General features: G+C 65.2%; 20 protein-coding genes. 16 read left to right on the top strand and 4 right to left on the bottom strand.

Annotation, left to right across the window (positions count from 1 at the left end; genetic code table 11):
- The first annotated feature begins 39 nt into the window (after positions 1-39).
- The 9 genes from mdh to BRAD285_RS32550 all read left to right on the top strand — a co-directional run bounded on the left by mdh (position 40) and on the right by BRAD285_RS32550 (position 11,023).
- Positions 40-1,008 (top strand): malate dehydrogenase, encoded by a 969-nt coding sequence (gene mdh, locus BRAD285_RS32590; RefSeq protein ID WP_006609296.1) that lies wholly within the window; start codon positions 40-42, stop codon positions 1,006-1,008.
- A 126-nt stretch (positions 1,009-1,134) separates the two neighbouring features.
- Entirely contained in the window at positions 1,135-2,331 is a 1,197-nt protein-coding gene (gene sucC, locus BRAD285_RS32585; RefSeq protein ID WP_006609295.1) for an ADP-forming succinate--CoA ligase subunit beta, read from the top strand.
- 55 nt (positions 2,332-2,386) lie between these two features.
- A complete protein-coding gene (sucD, locus tag BRAD285_RS32580; protein ID WP_006609294.1) occupies positions 2,387-3,271 on the top strand; it encodes a succinate--CoA ligase subunit alpha in 885 nt (294 codons plus the stop codon).
- A gap of 140 nt (positions 3,272-3,411) precedes the next feature.
- Entirely contained in the window at positions 3,412-6,369 is a 2,958-nt protein-coding gene (locus BRAD285_RS32575; RefSeq protein WP_006609293.1) for a 2-oxoglutarate dehydrogenase E1 component, read from the top strand.
- Positions 6,370-6,513: 144 nt separating this feature from the next.
- Positions 6,514-7,755 (top strand): 2-oxoglutarate dehydrogenase complex dihydrolipoyllysine-residue succinyltransferase, encoded by a 1,242-nt coding sequence (odhB, locus tag BRAD285_RS32570; RefSeq protein ID WP_006609292.1) that lies wholly within the window; start codon positions 6,514-6,516, stop codon positions 7,753-7,755.
- 45 nt (positions 7,756-7,800) lie between these two features.
- On the top strand, positions 7,801-8,148 hold the full coding sequence (locus BRAD285_RS32565; protein ID WP_006609291.1) for a hypothetical protein: 348 nt from the start codon (positions 7,801-7,803) through the stop codon (positions 8,146-8,148).
- Positions 8,149-8,157: 9 nt separating this feature from the next.
- Entirely contained in the window at positions 8,158-8,904 is a 747-nt protein-coding gene (locus BRAD285_RS32560; protein ID WP_006609290.1) for an SDR family oxidoreductase, read from the top strand.
- A 45-nt stretch (positions 8,905-8,949) separates the two neighbouring features.
- Entirely contained in the window at positions 8,950-10,353 is a 1,404-nt protein-coding gene (lpdA, locus tag BRAD285_RS32555) for a dihydrolipoyl dehydrogenase (RefSeq protein ID WP_006609289.1), read from the top strand.
- A gap of 130 nt (positions 10,354-10,483) precedes the next feature.
- The gene (locus tag BRAD285_RS32550) at positions 10,484-11,023 is read left to right on the top strand and encodes a hypothetical protein (RefSeq protein WP_035644409.1); all 540 of its coding nucleotides are present in this window, start codon (positions 10,484-10,486) and stop codon (positions 11,021-11,023) included.
- Positions 11,024-11,254: 231 nt separating this feature from the next.
- On the opposite strand, the gene BRAD285_RS32540 is transcribed toward BRAD285_RS32550, so the two are convergent.
- Complete coding sequence (locus BRAD285_RS32540; protein ID WP_006609287.1) at positions 11,255-11,845, bottom strand: DUF4337 domain-containing protein; 591 nt, start codon at positions 11,843-11,845, stop codon at positions 11,255-11,257.
- Between the two features lie 80 nt (positions 11,846-11,925).
- Positions 11,926-12,828 carry a tyrosine recombinase XerC gene (locus tag BRAD285_RS32535; protein ID WP_371507738.1) on the bottom strand — a complete coding sequence of 301 codons (903 nt, stop codon included), beginning with the start codon at positions 12,826-12,828 and terminating at the stop codon, positions 11,926-11,928.
- A 435-nt stretch (positions 12,829-13,263) separates the two neighbouring features.
- Here BRAD285_RS32535 and BRAD285_RS32530 point away from each other — a divergent pair, with 435 nt between their 5' ends.
- Positions 13,264-15,474, top strand: coding sequence for a primosomal protein N' (locus BRAD285_RS32530; protein WP_006609213.1), 2,211 nt, complete (start codon positions 13,264-13,266; stop codon positions 15,472-15,474).
- A gap of 156 nt (positions 15,475-15,630) precedes the next feature.
- Here BRAD285_RS32530 and BRAD285_RS32525 read toward each other — a convergent pair whose 3' ends face one another.
- Complete coding sequence (locus BRAD285_RS32525) at positions 15,631-16,179, bottom strand: septal ring lytic transglycosylase RlpA family protein (protein ID WP_006609212.1); 549 nt, start codon at positions 16,177-16,179, stop codon at positions 15,631-15,633.
- A 649-nt stretch (positions 16,180-16,828) separates the two neighbouring features.
- Here BRAD285_RS32525 and BRAD285_RS32520 point away from each other — a divergent pair.
- The 6 genes from BRAD285_RS32520 to BRAD285_RS32495 all read left to right on the top strand — a co-directional run bounded on the left by BRAD285_RS32520 (position 16,829) and on the right by BRAD285_RS32495 (position 23,832).
- Positions 16,829-17,389: a F0F1 ATP synthase subunit delta gene (locus tag BRAD285_RS32520; RefSeq protein ID WP_006609211.1), complete on the top strand. Its 561-nt coding sequence runs from the start codon at positions 16,829-16,831 to the stop codon at positions 17,387-17,389.
- Positions 17,389-18,918 (top strand): F0F1 ATP synthase subunit alpha, encoded by a 1,530-nt coding sequence (gene atpA / locus BRAD285_RS32515; RefSeq protein ID WP_006609210.1) that lies wholly within the window; start codon positions 17,389-17,391, stop codon positions 18,916-18,918. Before BRAD285_RS32520 ends, atpA begins: the two co-directional genes overlap by 1 nt.
- Positions 18,919-19,075: 157 nt before the next feature.
- Positions 19,076-19,954 (top strand): F0F1 ATP synthase subunit gamma, encoded by an 879-nt coding sequence (locus BRAD285_RS32510; RefSeq protein ID WP_006609209.1) that lies wholly within the window; start codon positions 19,076-19,078, stop codon positions 19,952-19,954.
- A gap of 90 nt (positions 19,955-20,044) precedes the next feature.
- Positions 20,045-21,487 carry a F0F1 ATP synthase subunit beta gene (atpD, locus tag BRAD285_RS32505; RefSeq protein WP_006609208.1) on the top strand — a complete coding sequence of 481 codons (1,443 nt, stop codon included), beginning with the start codon at positions 20,045-20,047 and terminating at the stop codon, positions 21,485-21,487.
- Positions 21,488-21,576: 89 nt separating this feature from the next.
- Positions 21,577-21,984, top strand: a complete 408-nt coding sequence (locus BRAD285_RS32500; protein ID WP_006609207.1) for a F0F1 ATP synthase subunit epsilon — start codon at positions 21,577-21,579, stop codon at positions 21,982-21,984.
- Positions 21,985-22,149: 165 nt separating this feature from the next.
- Positions 22,150-23,832: an adenylate/guanylate cyclase domain-containing protein gene (locus tag BRAD285_RS32495; protein ID WP_006609206.1), complete on the top strand. Its 1,683-nt coding sequence runs from the start codon at positions 22,150-22,152 to the stop codon at positions 23,830-23,832.
- Positions 23,833-24,135: 303 nt separating this feature from the next.
- On the opposite strand, the gene BRAD285_RS32490 is transcribed toward BRAD285_RS32495, so the two are convergent.
- A complete protein-coding gene (locus BRAD285_RS32490) occupies positions 24,136-25,131 on the bottom strand; it encodes an IS5 family transposase (RefSeq protein ID WP_087877678.1) in 996 nt (331 codons plus the stop codon).
- Positions 25,132-25,172 lie beyond the last annotated feature (41 nt).

The raw sequence follows: 25,172 nt of genomic DNA, 5'->3' as shown, positions 1-25,172 counted from the left end.
AACCTCCCTCACCCCTTCGGGTTCAAAGGAAAATTTGCCATGGCGCGCGACAAGATTGCTTTGATTGGCTCCGGTCAGATCGGCGGAACGCTGGCTCACCTCGTCGGCCTCAAGGAGCTCGGCGATGTCGTGATGTTCGACATTGCCGAAGGCGTTCCGCAGGGCAAGGCACTCGACATCGCGCAGTCGTCGCCGGTCGACGGCTTCGACGCGCACTACTCGGGCGCCAACTCCTACGAGGCCCTCGACAACGCCAAGGTGTGCATCGTCACCGCCGGCGTGCCGCGCAAGCCGGGCATGAGCCGCGACGATCTGCTGTCGATCAACCTGAAGGTGATGGAGCAGGTCGGCGCCGGCATCAAGAAGTACGCCCCCGACGCCTTCGTCATCTGCATCACCAACCCGCTCGATGCCATGGTCTGGGCGCTGCAGAAGGCCTCGGGCCTTCCGGCCAAGAAGGTCGTCGGCATGGCGGGCGTGCTCGACTCCGCTCGCTTCCGCTACTTCCTGGCCGATGAGTTCAACGTGTCGGTGGAAGACGTCACCGCCTTCGTGCTCGGCGGCCATGGCGACACCATGGTGCCGCTGACCAAGTACTCCACCGTCGCCGGCATTCCGCTGCCCGACCTCGTCAAGATGGGTTGGACCTCGCAGGCGCGCATCGACGAGATCGTCGACCGCACCCGCAATGGCGGCGCCGAGATCGTCAACCTGCTCAAGACCGGCTCGGCCTACTACGCGCCGGCCGCGTCGGCAATCGCGATGGCCGAGAGCTATCTGCGCGACAAGAAGCGCGTGCTGCCCTGCGCCGCCTATCTCAACGGCGAGTTCGGTGTGAAGGACATGTATGTCGGCGTGCCCGTCGTCATCGGCTCGAAGGGTGTCGAGCGCATCGTCGAGATCGAACTGGCCGGCAAGGACCGCGAAGCGTTCGACAAGTCGGTCGGCGCCGTGCAGGGCCTGGTCGACGCCTGCAAGAAGATCGCGCCCGACCTGCTCGGCCGCTGAAGGTAGCAGGGCGGGCGGTTAGCCCGCTCCGATGAGTTGCAGGATGCTTGGTATATGGTATACCAAGCATCCGCAAAACACTTAGAGACGTCACCACCCCAGCGGGGGTTCGGGGAGCAAGCGCTTATGAACATTCACGAATATCAGGCCAAGGCACTGCTGCACGAGTTCGGCGTGCCGATTTCCAAGGGCGTGCCGGTTCTCCGTCCGGAGGACTCCGATGCCGCGGCGAAGACGCTCGGCGGTCCGGTCTGGGTCGTGAAGAGCCAGATCCACGCCGGTGGCCGTGGCAAGGGCAAGTTCAAGGAGGCCTCGGCCGGCGACAAGGGCGGCGTCCGCCTTGCCAAGTCGATCGACGAGGTCAACGCGTTCGCCAAGCAGATGCTCGGCGCCACGCTGGTGACCGTGCAGACCGGCCCCGACGGCAAGCAGGTCAACCGCCTCTACATCGAGGACGGCTCCGACATCGACAAGGAGTTCTATCTGTCGCTGCTGGTCGATCGCGAGACCTCGAAGGTCGCGTTTGTGGTGTCGACCGAAGGCGGCGTCAACATCGAGGACGTCGCGCACAGCACCCCTGAGAAGATCATCACCTTCTCGGTCGATCCGGCCACCGGCGTCATGGGCCATCATGGCCGCGCCGTCGCCAAGGCGCTCAAGCTCTCCGGCGACCTCGCCAAGCAGGCCGAGAAGCTGACGACCCAGCTCTACACCGCGTTCGTCGCCAAGGACATGGCGATGCTCGAGATCAACCCGCTGGTCGTCACCAAGCAGGGTCAGCTGCGCGTCCTCGACGCCAAGGTGTCGTTCGACTCCAACGCGCTGTTCAAGCATCCGGAAGTCGTCGCGCTGCGCGACGAGACCGAGGAGGACGCCAAGGAGATCGAGGCGTCAAAGTACGACCTCAACTACGTCGCGCTCGACGGCACCATCGGCTGCATGGTCAACGGCGCCGGCCTTGCCATGGCGACGATGGACATCATCAAGCTCTACGGCATGGAGCCCGCCAACTTCCTCGACGTCGGCGGCGGCGCCAGCAAGGAGAAGGTCGCGGCGGCGTTCAAGATCATCACCGCCGACCCGAACGTGAAGGGCATCCTGGTCAACATCTTCGGCGGCATCATGAAGTGCGATGTCATCGCCGAGGGCGTCGTGGCCGCGGTGAAGGAAGTCGGCCTGAAAGTGCCGCTGGTGGTGCGCCTCGAAGGCACCAATGTCGATCTCGGCAAGAAGATCATCAGCGAGTCCGGTCTGAACGTGCTGCCCGCCGACAATCTCGACGACGCCGCGCAGAAGATCGTCAAGGCCGTCAAGGGAGGCTGAGCGCCGGTTCAGGCGCTCGCTTCGTCCTCACCGCAACGCTTTTAGAGAAAGCACGATGTCCATTCTCATCGACAAGAACACCAAGGTCATCTGCCAGGGTTTCACTGGCAAGAACGGCACCTTCCACTCCGAGGCGGCGATCGCCTACGGCACCAAGATGGTCGGCGGCACCTCGCCGGGCAAAGGCGGCTCGACCCATCTCGGCCTGCCGGTGTTCGACACCGTCAAGGAGGCCCGCGAGGCCACCGGCGCCGATGCCTCGGTGATCTACGTGCCGCCGCCGGGCGCCGCCGACGCGATCTGCGAGGCGATCGACGCCGAGATCCCGCTGATCGTCTGCATCACCGAGGGCATCCCGGTGCTGGACATGGTCCGCGTCAAGCGCTCGCTTGTGGGCTCCAAATCGCGCCTGATCGGGCCGAACTGCCCGGGCGTCATGACCGCCGGCGAGTGCAAGATCGGCATCATGCCGGCCAACATCTTCAAGCCCGGCTCGGTCGGCATCGTGTCGCGCTCCGGCACCCTGACCTATGAAGCCGTGTTCCAGACCACCTCGGAAGGTCTCGGCCAGACCACCGCGGTCGGCATCGGCGGCGACCCGGTCAAGGGCACCGAGTTCATCGACATGCTGGAGATGTTCCTGGCCGACCCCAAGACCGAGTCGATCATCATGATTGGCGAGATCGGCGGCTCGGCCGAGGAGGACGCGGCGCAGTTCATCAAGGACGAAGCCAAGCGCGGCCGCAAGAAACCGATGGTCGGATTCATCGCCGGCGTCACCGCCCCTCCCGGCCGCCGCATGGGCCATGCCGGCGCGATCATCTCCGGCGGCAAGGGCGATGCAGGCTCGAAGACGGCGGCGATGGAAGCCGCTGGTATCACTGTGTCTCCGTCGCCCGCGCGCCTCGGCAAGACGCTTGTCGAAAAGTTGAAATCCTGATTCAGGACTTAGTGCTTTTCGGCGGGAATATTTACAAAGAATAAGGTAAACCGTCCTAACCCGAGCCTGACCCGCTTCTCACAGTGGGTCAGGCATTGCGCCGTTTTTGATGGGCGCATCGAAATTACCAGGACGCTACCATGTCTCGCCAAGATGCGAACGCCGCCTTCGCCCTGTCGTCTTTTCTGCAGGGCACCAATGCCACCTACATCGATGAGATCTACGCGCGCTACGAGAAGGACCCCGCTTCGGTCGATCCGGAGTGGCAGGAGTTCTTCAAGAGCCTGAAGGACGCGCCGGCCGACGTTCAGAAGAACGCCTCGGGCCCCTCCTGGGCGCGCAGCAACTGGCCGGTCTCCCCCCGCGACGAACTGACCTCCGCGCTCGACGGCAACTGGGCCGTGGTCGAGAAGAAGGTCGGCGAGAAGATCGCGGCCAAGGCGCAGACCAAGGGCGTCGAATTGTCGCCGGCCGACGTCAACCAGGCCACCCGCGACTCTGTCCGCGCGTTGATGCTGATCCGCGCCTACCGCATGCGTGGCCATTTCCACGCCAAGCTCGATCCCCTGGGCATCGAGGCGCCGAAGAACCGCGAGGAGCTCGACCCGCGCTCCTACGGCTTCACCGAGGCCGACTACGACCGCAAGATCTTCCTCGACCACGTGCTCGGCCTCGAATATGGCAGCCTCCGCGAGATCGTCGCGATCTGTGAGCGCACCTACTGCCAGACGCTCGGCGTCGAGTTCATGCACATCTCCAACGCCGCGCAAAAGGCCTGGATTCAGGAGCGCATCGAGGGTCCGGACAAGGAAATCTCGTTCACGCGTGAAGGCCGTCGCGCGATCCTGCAGAAGCTGATCGAGTCCGAAGGCTTCGAGAAGTTCTGCGACGTTAAGTTCACCGGCACCAAGCGCTTCGGCCTCGACGGCGGCGAGTCGCTGATCCCCGCGCTGGAGCAGATCATCAAGCGCGGCGGCAATCTCGGCGTGAAGGAGATCGTGCTCGGCATGCCGCATCGCGGCCGCCTCAACGTGCTCACCCAGGTCATGGGCAAGCCGCATCGGGCGCTGTTCCACGAGTTCAAGGGCGGCTCGGCCAACCCGGACGCAGTCGAAGGCTCCGGCGACGTCAAGTATCACCTCGGCGCCTCCTCGGACCGCGAGTTCGACGGCAACCGCATCCATCTGTCGTTGACCGCCAACCCGTCGCATCTCGAGATCGTCGACCCCGTGGTGCTCGGCAAGGTCCGCGCCAAGCAGGACCAGCACGGCGATCCGCCTGACATGCGCATCTCGGTGCTGCCGCTGCTGATGCATGGCGACGCGGCGTTTGCCGGCCAGGGCGTCGTGGCCGAGTGCTTCGCGCTGTCCGACCTGAAGGGCTACCGGACCGGTGGCTCGATTCATTTCATCGTCAACAACCAGATCGGCTTCACGACCTATCCGCGCTATTCGCGTTCGTCGCCCTATCCGTCCGACGTCGCCAAGATGATCGACGCGCCGATCTTCCACGTGAACGGCGACGATCCGGAAGCCGTGGTGTTCGCGGCCAAGGTCGCGATCGAGTTCCGGCAGAAATTCCACAAGCCGGTCGTCATCGACATGTTCTGCTACCGCAGGCATGGTCACAACGAGGGTGACGAGCCCGCGTTCACGCAGCCGGTGATGTACAAGAAGATTGCCGGCCATGCGACGACCCTGGAGCTCTACTCCAAGCGTCTGGTCGCCGAGGGTGTGATGACCGAAGGCGAGGTCGACAAGGCCAAGGCCGACTGGCGCGCCCGTCTCGACGCCGAGTTCGAGGCCGGCACCTCCTATCGCCCGAACAAGGCCGACTGGCTCGACGGCAAGTGGGCGGGCCTGAAGTCCGCCGATCAGGAAGAAGAGGCGCGCCGCGGCGTCACCGGTGTCGAAATCGACCGCCTCAAGGAGATCGGCCGCAAGATCACCAAGGTGCCGGACGGCTTCCGCCTGCACCGCACGATCCAGCGCTTCCTGGAAAATCGCGCCAAGGCGATCGAGAGCGGCATCGGCCTGGACTGGGCGACCGGCGAGGCGCTGGCGTTCTGCTCGCTGCTGCTCGAAGGCCACAAGGTCCGCCTGTCGGGCCAGGACTGCGAGCGCGGCACGTTCTCGCAGCGCCACTCGGTGCTGATCGACCAGGAGGATGAGAGCCGCTACACGCCGTTCAACCATCTGGCGGGCGAGCAGGGCCATTTCGAGGTCATCAACTCGCTGCTGTCGGAAGAGGCCGTGCTCGGCTTCGAATACGGCTACTCGCTCGCGGAGCCGAATGCGCTGACCTTGTGGGAAGCGCAGTTCGGCGATTTTGCCAACGGCGCGCAGGTGCTGTTCGACCAGTTCATCTCGTCGGGCGAGCGCAAATGGCTGCGCATGTCCGGCCTCGTCTGCCTGCTGCCGCACGGCTACGAAGGCCAGGGTCCTGAGCATTCGTCGGCCCGCCTCGAGCGCTATCTGCAGATGTGCGCCGAGGACAACATGCAGGTGGTCTATCCGACCACGCCGGCGAACTACTTCCACGTCATGCGCCGCCAGCTGCATCGCGAGATCCGCAAGCCGCTGATCGTGATGACGCCGAAGTCGCTGCTGCGCCACAAGCGCGCAGTGTCGCGGCTCGAGGAGCTGGCCAAGGGTACGACCTTCCACCGCATCCTGTACGACGACGCCCAGATGCAGGCGGACGACAAGACCAGACTGGTGCCGGACGATCAGATCCGCCGCATCGTGCTGTGCTCGGGCAAGGTCTATTACGACCTCTACGACGAGCGCGAGAAGCGCGGGCTCAACGACGTCTATTTGATGCGCATCGAGCAGCTCTATCCGGTGCCGCTCAAGGCGCTGGTCGCCGAGCTCGGCCGCTTCAAGAACGCCGAAGTCGTGTGGTGCCAGGAAGAGCCGCGCAACATGGGCGCCTGGCACTTCATCGAGCCGTATATCGAGTGGGTGCTGAACCAGACGGGGGGCAAGAGCAAGCGTCCGCGCTATGCCGGCCGCGCCGCGTCGGCGGCGACCGCCACGGGTCTGATGTCCAAGCATCTCGCCCAGTTGAAGGCGCTGCTCGACGAAGCCTTGAACTGAACCTGCCTTTGAAGGCGCCCCGCAACTCTTGCGGGGCGCAAGTACCAGTCCATCGCGTTGATTGTTCGTGTCGCATCGCTTGCTCGCCGCAAGGCGATGGCGGACGGGCTTTATGACCGCACGGGGTTATTGAGGATAGAGACCATGACTGACATTCGCGTTCCGACGCTCGGTGAATCCGTCACCGAAGCCACCATCGGCCGCTGGTTCAAGAAGGCGGGCGACGCGGTCGCCGTCGACGAACCGCTCGTCGAGCTCGAGACCGACAAGGTCACGATCGAGGTGCCCGCGCCGTCGGCCGGCACGCTCGGCGAGATCATCGCCAAGGATGGCGAGACCGTCGCCGTCGGCGCGCTGCTTGGCCAGATCACCGATGGTGCCGTTGCCGCCAAGCCGGCTGCTGCTGCTCCCGCGCCCGCCCCGGCGAAGCCCGCCGCGGCGGCCCCGGCTGCCGCTCCCGCGCCGGCCAAGGCGCTTCCGGCCGATACGCCGCAGGCGCCGTCGGTTCGCAAGCTCTCCGCCGAGAGCGGCGTCGATGCCACCACCGTCCCCGGCTCCGGCAAGGACGGCCGCGTCACCAAGGGCGACATGCTGGCCGCGATCGAGCGCGCCGCCTCGGCGCCGACCCCGGTCAATCAGCCCGCCGCCGCCGTGCAGGTCCGCGCGCCGTCGCCGGCCGATGACGCTGCCCGCGAAGAGCGCGTCAAGATGACCCGGCTGCGCCAGACCATCGCGCGCCGCCTCAAGGACGTGCAGAACACCGCGGCGATGCTGACGACCTTCAACGAGGTCGACATGACCAACGTCATGGCGCTGCGCAGCCAGTACAAGGACGTGTTCGAGAAGAAGCACGGCTCCAAGCTCGGCTTCATGGGCTTCTTCACCAAGGCCGTCGTGCAGGCGCTGAAGGACATCCCGGCCGTCAACGCCGAGATCGACGGATCAGATCTGATCTACAAGAACTACTACCACATCGGCGTCGCCGTCGGCACCGACAAGGGCCTGGTCGTGCCTGTGGTGCGGGACTGCGACCACAAGTCGATCGCCGACATCGAGAAGGGCATCGCCGATTTCGGCCGCCGCGCCCGTGACGGCCAGCTCAAGATCGACGAGATGCAGGGCGGCACCTTCACGATCACCAATGGCGGCATCTACGGCTCGCTGATGTCGACCCCGATCCTGAACGCGCCGCAGTCCGGCATCCTCGGCATGCACAAGATCCAGGAGCGGCCGGTGGTCGTCGGCGGCAAGATCGAGGTCCGCCCGATGATGTATCTGGCGCTGTCCTATGACCACCGCGTCATCGACGGCAAGGAAGCGGTGACCTTCCTGGTGCGTGTCAAGGAAAGCCTGGAAGACCCGGCGCGCCTCGTTCTGGATCTCTGAGCGAATTGCGCTGTGTCCGACCCAGCCGCCGCTCGACCTCCTTGGATGCCGCCGGATGAGTCCGACGGCATCCCACCTGATTGGGATCAGGAGGAAGCGGATGGCTTCGTCGGTCAGCTCGTTCTCGTCGGCATCACCTATGTCGAACCCGACGGCGAGACCGTGACGTCGCAAGTTCAGGCGTGGGGCCGCATCGTCAGTGCCACGCCTGAAGGCATCTCGATCACCTGCGAAGGCAAGACATGGGAAGGGCAGACCATGACATTGCCGCCCGACTTGCAGGCGTTCCAGCCGGCAAGTCCCGGATGCCACACATTGGGCTCCACTGGCGAGACGGTCACAGATCCTGATCTCACGACGAGATGGACAGTGACCGAAGCGGCTAAATCCTAGGAGGTAATCATGACCGACAGGGTTGCAGTGATCACCGGCGGCAGCCGCGGCATCGGCCGCGCCACCGCAATCGCCGCCGCATCACGCGGCTTCAAGATCGTCGTGGGCTATGCCTCGAACGAAGCCGCGGCGCAGAGCACGGTCGCCGCGATCGAGGCCAAGAACGGCAAGGCCATCGCGGTCAAATGCGACGTCGGCCGCGAGCACGACATCCTCGCTTTGTTCAAGGCCGCCGACAAGTTCGGCACGCTCGGCGCACTCATCAACAATGCTGGCATCGTCGGACCGACCACACGCGTCGACGAGATGAGCGCGGAACGCATCGAGCGCTTGATGGCCGTCAATGTCACCGGCAGCATTCTCTGCGCAAGAGAGGCCGTGAAGCGGATGTCGACGCGGCATGGCGGCCAGGGCGGTGTGATCATCAACCTGTCGTCGGTCGCGGCCAAGCTAGGTTCGCCCAACACCTATGTCGACTACGCCGCCTCCAAGGGCGCGATCGATTCCTTCACCGTCGGCCTCGGCCACGAGGTCGCCAACGAAGGCATCCGCGTCGCCGCCATCAGGCCCGGCCTGATCGATACCGAAATTCACGCCTCCGGCGGCGAGCCCGATCGGGCGCACCGTCTTGCCCCGCTGGTGCCGATGAAGCGCGTCGGCACCTCCGAGGAAATCGCCAATGCCATCGTCTGGCTGCTGTCGGACGAGGCCTCCTATGTCACGTCGGCCATTCTCGACGTGTCGGGCGGACGCTGACGACCGTCGTTATCTCTGACTTCAAAGCTTACGGAACATTCGATCATGGCTACTTACGATCTCGTCGTCATCGGCACCGGCCCCGGTGGTTATGTCTGCGCCATCCGCGCGGCGCAGCTCGGCATGAAGGTGGCGGTGGTCGAGAAGAACGCCACCCTCGGCGGCACCTGCCTCAATGTCGGCTGCATGCCGTCGAAGGCGCTGCTGCACGCCTCGGAGCTGTTCGAGGAGGCCGGGCATTCCTTCGCCAAGATGGGCATCAAGGTGTCGGCGCCCGAGGTCGATCTGCCCGCGATGATGAACTTCAAGCAGCAGGGCATCGACGGCAACGTCAAGGGCGTCGAGTTCCTGATGAAGAAGAACAAGATCGACGTTCTCCAGGGCAAGGGCAAGATTCTCGGCACCGGCAAGGTGCAGGTCACCGGCAATGACGGTTCAGCGCAGACCGTCGAGACCAAGAACATCGTGATCGCCACCGGCTCCGACATCGCGCGGCTGAAGGGCATCGAGATCGACGAGAAGCGCATCGTCTCCTCGACCGGCGCCCTGGCTCTGGACAAGGTGCCGTCGAGCCTGCTTGTGGTCGGCGCCGGCGTGATCGGGCTCGAGCTCGGCTCGGTGTGGCGCCGCCTCGGCGCCAAGGTCACCGTGGTCGAATTCCTCGACCGCATCCTGCCCGGCATGGACGGTGAGATCGCCAAGCAGTTCCAGCGCATCCTCGAGAAGCAGGGCTTTGCGTTCAAGCTCGGCGCCAAGGTCACCGGCGTCGACACCTCGGGTGCGACGCTGTCGGCCACGATCGAGCCCGCCGCCGGTGGTGCGCCTGAGAAGATCGAGGCCGAAGTCGTGCTCGTCGCCATCGGTCGCGTGCCCTACACCGATGGACTGGGTCTGCAGGAAGCGGGCGTGGTGCTCGACAATCGCGGCCGCGTGCAGATCGATCATCATTTCGCGACCAGCGTGCCCGGCGTCTATGCCATCGGCGACGTCGTCGCGGGTCCGATGCTCGCGCACAAGGCCGAGGACGAAGGCGTCGCGTGCGCCGAGATCCTCGCCGGTCAGGCCGGCCACGTGAACTACGACGTGATCCCCGGCGTGGTCTACACCACCCCCGAAGTGGCCTCCGTCGGCAAGACCGAGGACGAGCTGAAGCAGGCCGGCACCGCCTATACCGTCGGAAAGTTTCCGTTTACCGCGAACGGCCGTTCCAAGGTCAACCAGACCACTGACGGCTTCGTGAAGATCCTCGCAGATGCGAAGACCGATCGCGTGCTCGGCGCCCACATCATCGGCCGCGAGGCCGGCGAACTGATCCACGAAGCCGCCGTATTGATGGAGTTCGGTGGTTCGGCCGAGGATCTGGCACGCACCTGCCACGCCCATCCGACCCGCTCGGAGGCCGTCAAGGAAGCCGCCCTTGCAGTGGGCAAGCGTGCCATCCACATGTGATCGGCGCCCGGCGGCGTGATCGAGCAGGTGCGACAAAACGCCTGCCGGCCACGTTGAACCAATTGGCAAGATGCGAGGTCGCAATGTCATGGCGGCCTCTTTGCTGAGGCCGGGGCCGAGATGGAGTGCCATGCTGCGCCGCCTGCTTCAGCCGTTCTGGGTCCTGCTCGCGATCATCTTCCTGATCGAAGCCTGGCTGTGGGACCATCTCGAGCCGATCGTGGCGCGCATCGTCGCCGCGATCCCGCTGCGCAGCCTTAAGCACTGGCTCGCCGCGCGGATCGAGACGCTGTCGCCGATGCTGACCCTGGTCGTCTTCGTCGTGCCGGTCGTGCTGCTGTTTCCGCTCAAGCTGCTCGGTATGTGGCTGTTGATGCATCACCAGTGGAAGCTGGCGCTGGTCACGATCATCTTCGGCAAGATGGTCGGCGTCGGCATCACCGCGTTCATCTTCGACGTCACGCGCGGCAAGCTGCTGCAGATGGGCTGGTTCGCCTGGCTCTACGAGTCCGTGCTGACGCTGCGCCGGAAGGCGGCCGAGCTGGTCGATCCGATCAAGCTGCGCATCCGCGAGGTCATCAGCGACCTGTTTCGCGCCAACACGAACGGCTGGTCGTCCCGCGTGGTCCGCCAGATCCTGCGCTTCCGCCGCAGCGTGCAGGCGCGCTGAGCTCGCGGCGATTGAGAAGAGAGTACGGCCTCTCCCGAACCATCCTGCCAATGAGTTATTCCGTCATGCCCGGGCTTGTCCCGGGCATCCACGTCGTTCTCAGGATGCCGAACCGCGTGGATGGCCGGGACAAGCCCGGCCATGACGATGTGGAGACAGACGTGCGCAAAAGCCCCGATCGCAAATGCGACAGCTCCGGCGAGCGCGGGGAGTCAGACGGCGTCACTCACCTCAATGCAGATGCAGCAGGTGCGGCTGAAACAGCCCGAGCATCGTCATCGCAATTCCGACCAGCGCCAGCGCGCCGGAGGCCCAGGCCAGCACGATCATACCCGTGATGATCGTTGCCGACGCCAGCACGATGCCGATCTGGAAGGCGGCCGAGGCCAGTTCATAGTGATGATATTTCGCCGTCGCCTCGTCGCGCTCGTGCTCGGCGTGCTTGGCGCGTTCGGCGAGCTGCTCGCTGCCTTCGCCGGTCTCCGGCTCCGAGCGGTAACGCGCGGCATTCCTCTGCCAATCGTCGATCTGCTTCTGCAACGCCGCCTTGGCCGCGTCGTCCGGCAGCGCGGGGAGATTGAGCTTGCCCTGTTCGGCCGCGGTCTGCACCACCGTGCGCCGCACCGTCTTGGCCTGGAAGAACGCCCACAGGTTGGAGGCCTCGACGTTCTTGCTGATCGATTCGGTCTGCGCGCCCTTGCCGAGCGTTTCCGACAACGCCAGGAACAGCGCGATCACCGCGATCAGCAGGGCGATCTTCTTGTTCTCGCCCGAGGCGTGCTCGGCGTGCTCCGCATGCTCCATGCTCTCATGTGCGCTCATCTGTTCCCCTCCGGATCAAGCGGGGAACGATTGCCGGAAGGCTGATGGTCGCGCAAGGGAAACGATGTGACGAAACCGTGTCAGCGCCGCGGATGCGCCGATGCGTAGACCTGCAGCAGCCGTTCAGAATCGATGCCGGTATAGATTTGCGTCGTCGACAGCGAGGCGTGGCCCAGCAGCTCCTGGATCGCGCGCAGATCGCCGCCGCGTGACAACAGGTGCGTCGCAAAGGAATGGCGCAGCGCGTGCGGCGTGGCGCTGTCCGGCAGGCCGAGCGCGCCGCGCAGCCGCTCCATCGCGAGCTGGATGATGCGCGGGCTGAGCGGGCCGCCCTTGGCGCCGAGAAACATCGGTCCGTCAGCGGGCAGAGGGTAGGGGCAGAGCCGGGCGTACTCATCGATGAGTGCGAGCACGTTCTGTAGCACCGGCACCATGCGGGTCTTGTTGCCCTTGCCGGTCACGATCAGCACGTCGCCTTCGCCGGGACGCGGTACCTCGCGCCGCTTCAGGCCGAGCGCCTCGGAGATGCGCAGGCCCGAGCCATAGAGCAGGGCCATGACGGCGGCGTCGCGCGCCAGCACCCAGGTTTCTCGGGTCTCGCCGGCGCGCTCGTCGGCGTCAGTGAGCCGCTTGGCGGCATCCATCGGCAGCGGCTTCGGCAGGCTCTTGGCGATCTTCGGCGCGCGCACGCCGGAGAGCGCGCCGACCTTGCCCTGGCCCTCGCGCTCCAGGAAGCGGCCGAACGAGCGCAGGCCGGCCAAGGTCCGCATCAGCGAGCGCCCGGCGATGTCGTCGGCGCGGCGCATGGCCAGGAACGCTCTGACGTCGGCGGCTTCCAGCGCGGCGAAGCGCGCCAAGGTGACCGGCTCGCCCCAGTGCGTGCAGAGGAATTGCAGGCACTGCCGGAGGTCGCGCGCATAGGCCTCGACCGTCTTCGGCGACAGCCGCCGTTCACTCTTCAGATGCGCCAGCCACTGCATCATCGCGCGGACGACGCCGTCGTCGGCCCCGATGAGGTCGGGGAGCTCGGGCGCTCCGCTTGTGTCCTTTTCGATCGGACGCGTATGCTTTGCCATGTCGTGCTTGCCCGCGAAGAATTTTGCGTCCGATGGAGCGCATTCACCCTCAGCAGGCTCGGTCTGCGCCTCTCCCCGCGCGCGGGGAGAGGTCGGATTGCATCGTCAGATGCAATCCGGGTGAGGGGGCTCCCCGCGGGGACGGTGTACACCACCCGTGGGGCTGCCCCTCACCCCAACCCTCTCCCCGTGAAGAACGGGGAGAGGGAGCGCAGCGGCGCTCGCGGCGATAGGCTCGATCTCAACTCGTCGAGTCAGATATATCGCATCCCCGACCTTTACCGTTCGCTAACTTTGCCGGGCGGCTTTCGCTTCCATCCGAGCAAGGCTATCTCCGCCCTCATGAACCGCCCGACCGATCTCTTTCCAGGTGCCACCAGCACGGCCGGCGTGGTCGACGTGCTGGTTCCGGTCGCGCTCGATCACACCTATTCGTATCGCGTGCCGCGCGGCATGGTCTTGAAGCCGGGCGATGTCGTCGGCGTGCCGCTGGGGCCGCGCGAGGTGCTGGCGGTGGTGTGGGCGGAGAATCCCAATCCCGATCCGCGCCTGCACAACCGACTGAAGGACGTCAGCGAGAAGCTCGACGTGCCGCCGCTCAAGCCGGAGCTGCGGTCGCTGGTCGACTGGGTGGCCAATTACACGCTGTCGCCGCGCGGCATGGTGCTGCGGATGTGCCTGCGCATGGGCGAGCATCTCGGCCCGGAGCGCGTGCGCCTCGGCGTGCGGCTGGTCGGCGAGCCGCCGAAGCGGCTGACGCCGGCGCGGCGGCGGGTGATCGACGCGGTGTCGGATGGCCTGCTGCACGGCAAGTCCGACCTCGTCCGCGAGATCGGCGTCTCCGGCAGTGTGATCGACGGCCTGGTCGACGAGGGCACGTTGACCGTCGAGGCGATGCCCCGCGCGCTGCCGCCGCCGACGCCGGACCCGTCGTTCGCCCAACCGGAGTTTTTCGACGCCCAGCTGGCCGGCGTTGAGGCGATGCGGGCCTTGGCCGCCGATGGGGGCTTCCAGGTCGCGCTGCTCGACGGCGTGACCGGCTCCGGCAAGACCGAGGTGTATTTCGAGGCCGTGGCCGAAACCGTCCGCCGCGGCCGGCAGTCGCTGATCCTGATGCCGGAAATCGCGCTCACGGGGCAATTCCTAGATCGCTTCTCGCGCCGCTTCGGCGTGCGTCCCTTGGAATGGCATTCCGAGCTGACGCCGCGCACGCGCCAGCGCAATTGGGCGGCGATCGCCGCCGGCGAGGCGCCTGTGGTGGTCGGCGCGCGCTCGGCGCTGTTTCTGCCCTATGCCGATCTCGGCCTCGTCGTGGTCGATGAGGAGCACGACCAGGCCTACAAGCAGGACGAGGGCGCGCATTATCACGCTCGCGACATGGCGGTGGTGCGCGGCCACATCGCCAAATTCCCCGTCGTGTTGGCCTCGGCGACGCCCTCGGTCGAGACTGAGGTGAATGCCCGCAAGGGCCGCTACCAGCGCGTGGCGCTGCCGTCGCGCTTCGGCGGCCAGCACATGCCGCATATCGAAGCGATCGATCTGCGCCGCGAGCCGCCGCCGCGCGGCCGCTACATCTCGCCGCGGCTCGCGGGCCATATCCGCACCGCGATCGAGCGTGGAGAGCAGGCGCTGCTGTTCCTGAACCGCCGCGGCTATGCGCCGCTGACCTTGTGCCGCGGCTGCGGCCATCGCTTTGCCTGCACCATCTGTGACGCCTGGCTGGTCGATCACCGCTTCCGCCAGCGGCTGGTCTGCCATCACTGCGGCTTCTCGATGCCGCGGCCGATCGCCTGCCCGAACTGCTTCGCCGAGGAGACGCTGGTCGCCGTCGGCCCTGGCGTCGAGCGACTGCAGGAGGAAGCCGTGGCGCTGTTTCCGGATGCGCGCAGCATGGTGCTGTCCAGTGATCTGATCACCTCGATCGAGACCATGCGCGCCGAGCTGACCGAGATCGCGGAAGGCAAGGTCGACCTCATCATCGGCACCCAGCTCGTCGCCAAGGGCCACAACTTCCCGCGGCTCAATCTGGTCGGCGTGGTCGATGCCGATCTCGGCCTCGGCAATGGCGACCCGCGCGCCGCCGAGCGCACCTGGCAGCTGCTGAACCAGGTGATCGGCCGCGCCGGCCGCGAGCAGGGCAGGGGACGGGGTTATCTCCAGACCCACCAGCCCGAGCATCCCGTGATGAAGGCTCTGATCGCCTGCGACCGCGAGGCCTTCTACACCAGCGAGATCGAGGCGCGCGAACGCACCGGCTATCCGCCGTTCGGACGGCTGGCGAGCCTGATCATCTCGGCAGGAGACCGGCCCACGGCCGAAGGGTTTGCAAGGCGGCTGGTCGCGTCAGCTCCGCGGGAGGAGGGCGTGCTGCTGCTAGGCCCGGCCGAGGCGCCGCTGGCCGTCATCAAGGGGCGCTACCGTTTCCGGCTGCTGCTCAAATCGGCGCGCAATTTCGATCTGTCGGATTATTTGCGCCACTGGCTGGCGCACGCCGAGAAGCCCAAGGGCAATCTCAAGCTCGAGGTCGATGTCGACCCGCAGAGCTTCTTGTAGCGCAAGGCACGTTCTATCCACCGTCATTGCGAGCGCAGCGACGTGTCCGCCGTAGCTCGAAGAGCAAAGGCGGAAGCAATCCAGGGGCCGGGTTGGGACTCTGGATTGCTTCGTCGCTTCGCTCCTCGCAATGACGAGAGGAGAGGTCTTGGGATCTTACGACACGACCTCGGCCGTGACGCGGCCGACGCCGGAGCGGGTCAGGCCGATGGCGCGGGCGGCGCCGGTCGAGAGGTCGAGCACGCGGCCGCGGATGAACGGGCCACGATCATTGACGGTCACGATGACGCTGTTGCCGCCATGGGTGACGCGCAGCTTGGTGCCGAACGGCAGCGAGCGGTGGGCGCAGGTCATGGCGTTGGCGTTCATGCGCTGACCGGAGGCGGTGCGGCTGCCGGACTCGTTGCCGTAGTACGACGCCATCCCGGAGAAGCTGCGGCCGGTGCCGGAGGTCGGCGCGACCGAGGCGTTGGAATTCATCCAGGACGAGTTGTTCGACCAGCCGTTCGAAAACGAATCTGCCGCGGGCTGAGCGGCCTGTCGCGCGCTGTGGTGATGGTGGTGGCGCGCATGATGATGATGGTGATGCCTGGAGCGGGCCGAGGCTTCGGTGGTGGTGCCGCCGACGATCAGAGTCACTGCAACGGCGAGCGCGGTACGCGAGCCGGCGATCTTGCCAGCCGAGAGGTTCTTCAGTTTCAGCATCTATGTCCCTCGAAACAGTATTGCTGCGTTCTGCAGCCAGTGGACCCCCGTCAGGTGTTGAGGCGCGCGCCGTTTGCTGGCGCAATGAGGCACGAATGGGGCAGTAGAAATTGTTCCGTTCGTCGCGGATTATCTTAGGACTGGCGTCGTACATCACGGAAAATTCCGTAATCCGACAGTTTAACACTTCATTAACTTTTCATTACTTGCGACTACTGTTGAGTTAAGTTCTCATTGAGCTTGATAGCCTCTTGACAAGTAATCTTGCTGGAAACGGGCGATCCGCGCCCAACCCTACCCCAGCACCATGCAAGGCCAAACCGGCATAGCGGCCATGCAGCAACAGTTGGAACAGACTTGAGGGGCGGCGGTATCGCAATCGGGTCCGTTGGACCCCATGAGGAGGAGCCAATTCCCCGCCCGCGCCGTGCGCTTGCGCCGCGGCAACAACGTGCCGAATAGCGGGCCAGCGCTTGTTGCGGCTGCGCGTACGCTATGTTAGCAAAGCGCCGCTTTTCGTGATCAAGCCGCTCCCGCGGCGATCGAAAATCAAAGTCCTGCTTGAATTCCAAGGGCTTAACTGGTTTGCACCGCAGCGGTGCGCCGGTTTCCCTCTTGTGGGTTGGGCACTTATATAAAGAGCGCGCCTGTGGCTGCTGAAGATCCCTCCGTATCCGGTGTGTCCGGTCGTTACGCGACGGCCCTGTTTGAGCTGGCCCGTGACGAAAAGTCCGTCGATGCGGTTAAGGCCGATCTCGACAAGTTCAATGCCCTTCTCGATGAGAGCGCTGACCTGAAGCGTCTTGTCCGCAGCCCGGTGTTCGGCGCGGACACGCAGCTCAAGGCGCTCAATGCCGTGCTCGACAAGGCCGGCATCGGCGGCGTCGCCGCGAATGTCCTGCGGGTGCTGACCAAGAACCGTCGCCTGTTCGCAGTTGCCGACGTGATCCGCGCCTTCAACGCGCTGGTCGCCAAATATAAGGGAGAGGCCACGGCGGACGTCGTCGTCGCCGAGTCGCTCTCCGACAAGAATCTCGACGCCTTGAAGGCCTCACTGAAGACGGTGACCGGCAAGGACGTTGCGCTCAACGTGAAGGTGGATCCAGCGATCATCGGCGGGCTTGTCGTCAAGCTCGGCAGCCGGATGATCGACAGTTCGCTTCGCACCAAACTCAACTCGATCAAGCACGCGATGAAAGAGGCAGGCTGATGGACATCCGCGCCGCGGAAATTTCCGCGATCCTCAAGGACCAGATCAAGAATTTCGGGCAGGAAGCCGAAGTCACCGAAGTCGGGCAGGTGCTGTCCGTCGGTGACGGTATCGCCCGCGTCTACGGTCTCGACAACGTCCAGGCCGGTGAAATGGTCGAGTTCGAGAACGGCACCCGCGGCATGGCGCTGAACCTCGAGACCGACAACGTCGGCGTCGTCATCTTCGGTGCCGACCGCGAGATCAAGGAAGGCCAAACCGTCAAGCGCACCCGCGCCATCGTGGACGCGCCGGTCGGCAAGGGCCTGCTCGGCCGCGTCGTCGACGCTCTCGGCAACCCGATCGACGGCAAAGGCCCGATCCAGTTCACCGAGCGCAAGCGCGTCGACGTCAAGGCGCCCGGCATCATTCCGCGCAAGTCGGTCAACGAGCCGATGGCCACCGGCCTGAAGGCGATCGACGCCCTGATCCCGATCGGCCGCGGCCAGCGCGAGCTGATCATTGGCGACCGCCAGACCGGCAAGACCGCGATCGCGCTCGACACCATCCTGAACCAGAAGCCGCTCAACGCGCAGCCCGACGAGAAGATCAAGCTGTACTGCGTCTACGTGGCCGTCGGTCAGAAGCGTTCGACCGTCGCCCAGTTCGTGAAGGTCCTGGAAGAGCAGGGCGCGCTGGAATACTCGATCGTGGTCGCCGCGACCGCGTCCGATCCGGCCCCGATGCAGTACCTGGCGCCGTTCACCGGCTGCACCATGGGCGAGTACTTCCGCGACAACGGCATGCACGCCGTCATCATCTATGACGACCTCTCCAAGCAGGCCGTCGCCTACCGCCAGATGTCGCTGCTGCTGCGCCGTCCGCCGGGCCGCGAAGCCTATCCGGGCGACGTGTTCTACCTGCACTCCCGCCTGCTCGAGCGCGCCGCCAAGCTGAACGAGACCCAGGGTGCCGGCTCGCTGACCGCCCTGCCGGTCATCGAAACCCAGGCCAACGACGTGTCGGCCTACATCCCGACCAACGTCATCTCGATCACCGACGGCCAGATCTTCCTGGAGACCGACCTGTTCTTCCAGGGCATCCGTCCCGCGGTGAACGTCGGTCTGTCGGTGTCGCGCGTCGGCTCGTCGGCGCAGACCAAGGCGATGAAGAAGGTCGCCGGCAAGATCAAGGGCGAGCTGGCGCAGTACCGCGAGATGGCGGCCTTCGCGCAGTTCGGCTCCGACCTCGACGCCGCGACCCAGCGCCTGCTGAACCGCGGTTCGCGCCTGACCGAGCTCCTGAAGCAGCCGCAGTTCTCGCCGCTGAAGATGGAAGAGCAGGTCTGTGTGATCTGGGCCGGCACCAACGGCTATCTCGACGGTCTCCCGCTGAACAAGGTTCGTGCGTTCGAGGACGGTCTGCTGTCGCTGCTGCGCGGCAAGCACGCTGATCTCTTGAACACGATCCGCGATACGCGCGATCTGTCGGACGACAGCGCGGCCAAGCTGAAGGCTGCGGTCGAAGGCTTCGCCAAGACCTTCTCCTGATCTGATCGGGAGGCGGTGGCCGGGTGACCGGCCACCCCACGTCTTTCCGACGTGGATCAAGACGTCACGCCAGGCGCACGGCCTGGCGCTTAGGATTTAGATGGGTTGAGCGGCCGGGTCCTTTCGTGATCGGTCGCCGGGGTGAGCTAAACGAGCCATGGCGTCACTGAAAGATATGCGGGTCCGCATCGCCTCGACCAAGGCGACGCAGAAGATCACCAAGGCCATGCAGATGGTCGCGGCCTCCAAGCTGCGCCGCGCGCAGCTCGCGGCCGAGGCGGCGCGTCCCTATGCCGAGAAGATGGACGCGGTCATCTCGAACATCGCGGCGGCTTCCGCCGGCTCGCCGGCGAGCTCGAAGCTGCTGGCCGGCACCGGGCGCGACCAGGTTCACCTGCTGCTGGTCTGCACCGGCGAGCGTGGCCTGTCCGGCGCGTTCAACTCGTCGATCGTGCGTCTGGCCCGCGAGCGCGCGCTGGCCCTGATGAACCAGGGCAAGGAAGTGAAGTTCTTCTGCGTCGGCCGCAAGGGCTACGAGCAGCTCCGCCGCCAGTTCGAGAAGCAGATCATCGCCCATGTTGACCTGCGCTCGGTGCGCCAGATCGGCTTCGTCAATGCCGAGGACATCGCCAAGCAGGTGATCGCCCGCTTCGATGCCGGCGAGTTCGACGTCTGCACGCTGTTCTATTCGCGCTTCAAGTCGGTGATCGCCCAGATCCCGACCGCCCAGCAGATCATTCCGCTGGTGGTCGAGGCGCCCGCTGCCAACGCCGCGCCGGTCGCGCTCTACGAGTACGAGCCGGAGGAGGACGAGATCCTGTCCTCGCTGCTGCCGCGCAACGTCGGCGTCCAGATCTTCCGCGCGCTGCTCGAGAACAACGCCTCGTTCTACGGCGCGCAGATGTCGGCGATGGACAACGCCACCCGCAACGCCGGTGAGATGATCCGCAAGCAGACGCTGGTCTACAACCGCACGCGTCAGGCGATGATCACCAAGGAACTGATCGAAATCATTTCGGGTGCCGAGGCGGTCTAACCGTTCAGCGCCCGCCGGAAGCAACCACGTTCAAGTTTCGCGGTCGATCAGGCCGCAGCCCAGAATTCGGATCGTAAGGAGAGAGATGAGATGGCTACCGCAGCCAACCAGATCGGTCGCGTCACCCAGGTGATCGGCGCTGTCGTCGACGTTCAGTTCGAAGGTCACCTGCCCGCAATTCTCAACTCGCTGGAAACGAAGAACGGCGGCAACCGCCTCGTGCTCGAGGTTGCGCAGCATCTCGGCGAGTCCACCGTGCGCGCGATCGCGATGGACACCACGGAAGGTCTCGTGCGCGGTCAGGAAGTGACCGACACCGGCGCTCCGATCCGCGTTCCCGTCGGCGAAGGCACGCTCGGCCGCATCATCAACGTGATCGGCGAGCCGATCGACGAAGCCGGCCCGGTCAAGGCCGACAACGTCCGCGCCATCCACCAGGAAGCGCCGACCTACACCGACCAGTCGACCGAGGCTGAAATCCTCGTCACCGGCATCAAGGTCGTGGACCTGCTGGCTCCCTACGCCAAGGGCGGCAAGATCGGCCTGTTCGGCGGCGCCGGCGTCGGCAAGACCGTGCTGATTCAGGAGCTGATCAACAACGTCGCCAAGGCGCACGGTGGTTACTCGGTGTTCGCCGGCGTGGGCGAGCGTACCCGCGAGGGCAACGACCTCTATCACGAGTTCATCGAGTCCAAGGTCAACGCCGATCCGCACAACCCGGATCCGAGCGTGAAGTCGAAGTGCGCGCTGGTGTTCGGCCAGATGAACGAGCCGCCGGGCGCCCGCGCCCGCGTCGCGCTCACCGGTCTGACCATCGCGGAAGACTTCCGCGACAAGGGCCAGGACGTGCTGTTCTTCGTCGACAACATCTTCCGCTTCACCCAGGCCGGCTCGGAAGTGTCGGCGCTGCTCGGCCGTATTCCTTCGGCGGTGGGTTATCAGCCGACGCTCGCCACCGACATGGGCGCGCTGCAGGAGCGCATCACCACCACGACCAAGGGCTCGATCACCTCGGTGCAGGCCATCTACGTGCCGGCCGACGACTTGACCGACCCGGCGCCGGCGACCTCGTTCGCCCACTTGGACGCGACCACGACGCTGTCGCGCTCGATCGCCGAGAAGGGCATCTATCCGGCCGTTGACCCGCTCGACTCGACCTCGCGCATGCTCTCCCCGCTGGTCGTCGGCGAGGAGCACTACGCGGTCGCCCGTCAGGTGCAGCAGGTGCTCCAGCGCTACAAGGCGCTGCAGGACATCATCGCCATCCTGGGCATGGACGAGCTCTCGGAAGAGGACAAGCTGACGGTGGCGCGCGCCCGCAAGGTCGAGCGCTTCATGTCGCAGCCGTTCCACGTCGCCGAGATCTTCACCGGTTCGCCGGGCAAGTTCGTCGAGCTCGCCGACACCATCAAGGGCTTCAAGGGCCTGGTGGAAGGCAAGTATGACCACCTGCCGGAGGCTGCCTTCTACATGGTCGGCACCATCGAAGAGGCGGTCGAGAAGGGCAAGAAGCTGGCCGCCGAGGCGGCCTAAGCGGATGGCGAATCGGGAGTAGCGAATAGGACTATTCGCTGCTCCCTTCGCAACTCGCTCGTCGCCACTCGCTATCAGCAGGTTTTCTCATGGCTACTTTCCACTTCGATCTCGTCTCGCCGGAAAAGATCGCCTTCTCGGGCGAGGTCGACCAGGTCGACGTGCCCGGCGAGCAGGGTGATTTCGGCGTGCTGGCCGGCCACGCACCGTTCGTCGCCACCTTGCGCCCAGGCATCCTGACGGTCACGACCGGCGGCTCGCAGCAGAAGATCATCGTGCTCGGCGGCCTCGCCGAGATCTCGGAGAAGGGTCTCACCATCCTCGCCGACGTCGCGACGTCGCTGAAGGAGCTGGATCAGACCGCCTTTGCCGCCGAGATCTCCGGCATGGAAGCCAAGCTGAACGAGAAGCAGGGCAACGAACTCGATCGGGCGATCGAGCGGCTCGATCACTTCAAGACGATCCAGCAGCAGCTCAACACGACGGCGCTGCACTGATCGGTCAGCTGTATCTGAACGAATGTTCATGGCCGGGCTCAGCCCGGCCATTTTCGTTTGGCGGTTCGAACGCGCCGCGTCTCGCGATGACTACTTCAAGGGATGCGGGTTGCGTGCTGATAGATCTGATTGCATGCTCCCGGCCGTTCGAGCGGGCGTGGTGACATGGCAGAGCAGACCGTTTTGAAGCGCAAGATCGCGGCGATCTTCGCCGCCGATATCGCCGGCTACTCGCGCCTTGTTGCAGAGGACGAGGAAGAGACGCTGCGGCGTCTCGCTGCGTACCGCGAAGTCGTCGACGACTTCATCGCGCGCGCCGGCGGCCGCATCTTCAACACCGCTGGCGATGCCGTGCTCGCGGAGTTCCCGAGCGCGGTCGAGGCCGTGCGCTGCGCCATCGACATCCAGGAGAGCCTGCGGACGCGCAACATGGCGTTTCCGCCGAACCGGCAGATGAGCTACCGCATCGGCATCACCATCGGCGATGTCGTCGAGCGCGACGGCGATCTGCTCGGCGACGGCGTCAACATTGCAGCCAGGCTCGAGGGACTCGCCGATGTCGGCGGCATCTGCATCTCGCGCGCGGTGCATGAGCAGGTTGCCAACAAGCTGTCGGTGCAGTTCGCCGATATGGGCGCGCGCGAGGTGAAGAACATCCCGACCCCGGTGCATGCCTTTCGTGTGGCCATGCGTCGCGAGGACGGCACCTACGCGCCGGTGCCGAAGAAGGCGGGCCGGCTGGGCGGCGTGCGACGCCTGCTGCTCGCGGCGGCCGCGACCGCCGGTGCGCTGGTCGCGATCGCTGCCGGGACGTCCTTCTATCTCGATTACCGCGACGCCAAGCCTGCGCAGCGCGACGCGGCCAAGGCCGCGGCTGAAGCGCTGGCGCGGCTGTCCGCCAAGCCGGCGTCGCCGGGCGCGGCCTCGTCAACTCCTGCATCGACGCCTACGGCGGCCGGGCAACCCAGCCCGGCGCCTTTAGTATCGCAGCCCGCACCCTCACCATCGACGACGACGGCCGCGACCGAGAAGTTCGCCCCCGACGCCGTGCCGTTCGTCAGCGAGCGTACCCGCATCGCGCTTGCGCGCGACTATGCCCCGGCTCCGGCACACAAGGCCTTCGCGACCACCATCAACGGCGTCAGCGCCTATGTCACCGGACAGGCCAGCGAGGAGGCCGCGAAGACAGCGGCGCTGGAGCAGTGCCAGCAGCGGGCCGAAGCCTCGAACGGCCCGCGCAAATGCGAGCTCTATGCCGTTGGCGACGACGTCGTCTACGCCCATAGCAGGCCGCCTTTGCCGGCCCAGCCCTGGGTGCGTCACGACCCGCTCACAGAGCGGGCCTTCAGTGCGTCGGACATGCCGCTGATTCGTGATACCGGTCGCGACCGCCTGGCGGCGAATTACGGCCCCGCACGGCGCACCAAGGCGATCGCGCTCGGGCCGGGCGGACAGTTCTTCTTCAGCGTCGGCGGCGAGCTGGTCGACGACGTGGTCCGGCGCAATCTCGAGGCCTGCGGCGCGCAGGCCGGAACCGCCTGCATCATCGTGGCGCTGGACGATACGTTCGTGGTGCCGGTGCCGACGGTGATGAAGGCGACCGGCTTCTTCCACGTCGCCAGCCACACGGCGATCGCAGCCGAGTCCCGCGATGAGGTCGCGCGCCGTCTCGCCGCCGCAAGCTCGGGTTGGAATGCGATCGCGGTCGGAACATCAGGCCATCCCGGCTACGGCCTGAACGGCGATCGTGAGGAGACCGCCATCGGCGGCGCGCTGGCCGATTGCGCCACGCGCGATCAGGATTGCCGCGTCATTGCGATCGGCCCGTTCACGGTCGAGGATAATTAGTCCGGCAGACAATCGGTGCTCGTGATGCGCCCTCTCCCCTTGTGGGAGAGGGCATGTAGGACAGTTCGGCAAGCTCGGTTGGGTGAGGGGTTCTCTCCGCGGATGGCGCTCGTGGAGAGAACCCCTCACCCGACCGCGTTCGCCGACAGGCCTCACATGCCCTCTCCCACAAGGAGGGCTTTGCGCAAAGAGGTGATTGAGGCTGATCTAGCCTCGTGGGCTTTTTTGAAGGCGGTCGGCCTCTGTCGTTTGGCCGAGACCGGCTGCTATGGCGGCATTCTGCGTGCCCATCCCCATGATTTTTCATCCGCAGGCATGCCTCTCCCGTGGTGAGGATAGGATACCCGCGACGCGACGTAGATTGTAGGCACAGCAAGCAAGAACAACCTGGACCTTGTTGCGCGTGTAATTGAAGAAGCGCATGCGCCGCAGACCATATTGTTCCTTGAGAACCGCATAGGGTCTTTCAACCTCTGCGCGCACCTTTGCGATCAATTTATTGCGCTGCTTTTGCCGGGCTGTAAGTGCGTGATGCTTGTTCGCCCGGTGCATCAAACGGTCCTTGATGCCAGCCTTCTTCAGGCGCGCATGCCGGCGATGGGTGTAGTAAGCCTGATCGCCATAAACCGCTTTCTCGTCACCGCAGAACAGCCGATCCGCGGGCTTGGTGTCCGTGACCGAGGCATCCGTCATATGAATGCGGCGAATGATCGTGTGACCCGCATCCACGCCGGTGTGGATCTTATAGCCGAACACGCTCTTTTTGCCTTTCTTTCCCCACTTCGCATCGGGGTCGACAGAGGGCTTTGGCGAGGTCTCCTCTCGCTCTTTGGACGCTTTTCGAGGCGGTCTCGCACGAGCCGGAATCAATGAGGCATCCACGAGGGTGCCCTGCTTCAAGATCAGATGCTTGGCTTCGAACTGACGGTTGATCTCCTCGAATATCTTCTCAATCAGTCCATCCTTGGCAAGTTCCTGCCTGAACCGCCACAGCGTGGTGTGATCCGGCGTGCGGTCGTGCAGGCTGAGGCCGACAAAGCGACGGAACGACAGACGGTCCGCAATGGCAGCTTCCAGCGCCGGATCGGACAAATTGTGCCAGATTCCGGCGAGCAAACACCGCAGCAGGACCTCCGCCGGATAGCTGCTGTTACCAGCGCCGTCGCCACCTCGCTTGCCGAGCAGCGACCGCAACGGCGCCCAGTCCACCACAGCGCCGACTTCGTCCAGGATGCTGCTTCGCGACTTACGAACCAAGCTGTCCGCCAGGCTCATCTGTCCGACATTGCGCTCGACCATGATTTTCGCCCCGACTCACGATAAAATCATCGAATCACGAA

It is taken from the genome of Bradyrhizobium sp. ORS 285, assembly GCF_900176205.1.
GTDB lineage: Bacteria > Pseudomonadota > Alphaproteobacteria > Rhizobiales > Xanthobacteraceae > Bradyrhizobium.
This window is presented reverse-complemented; position numbering and strand designations above follow the sequence as displayed.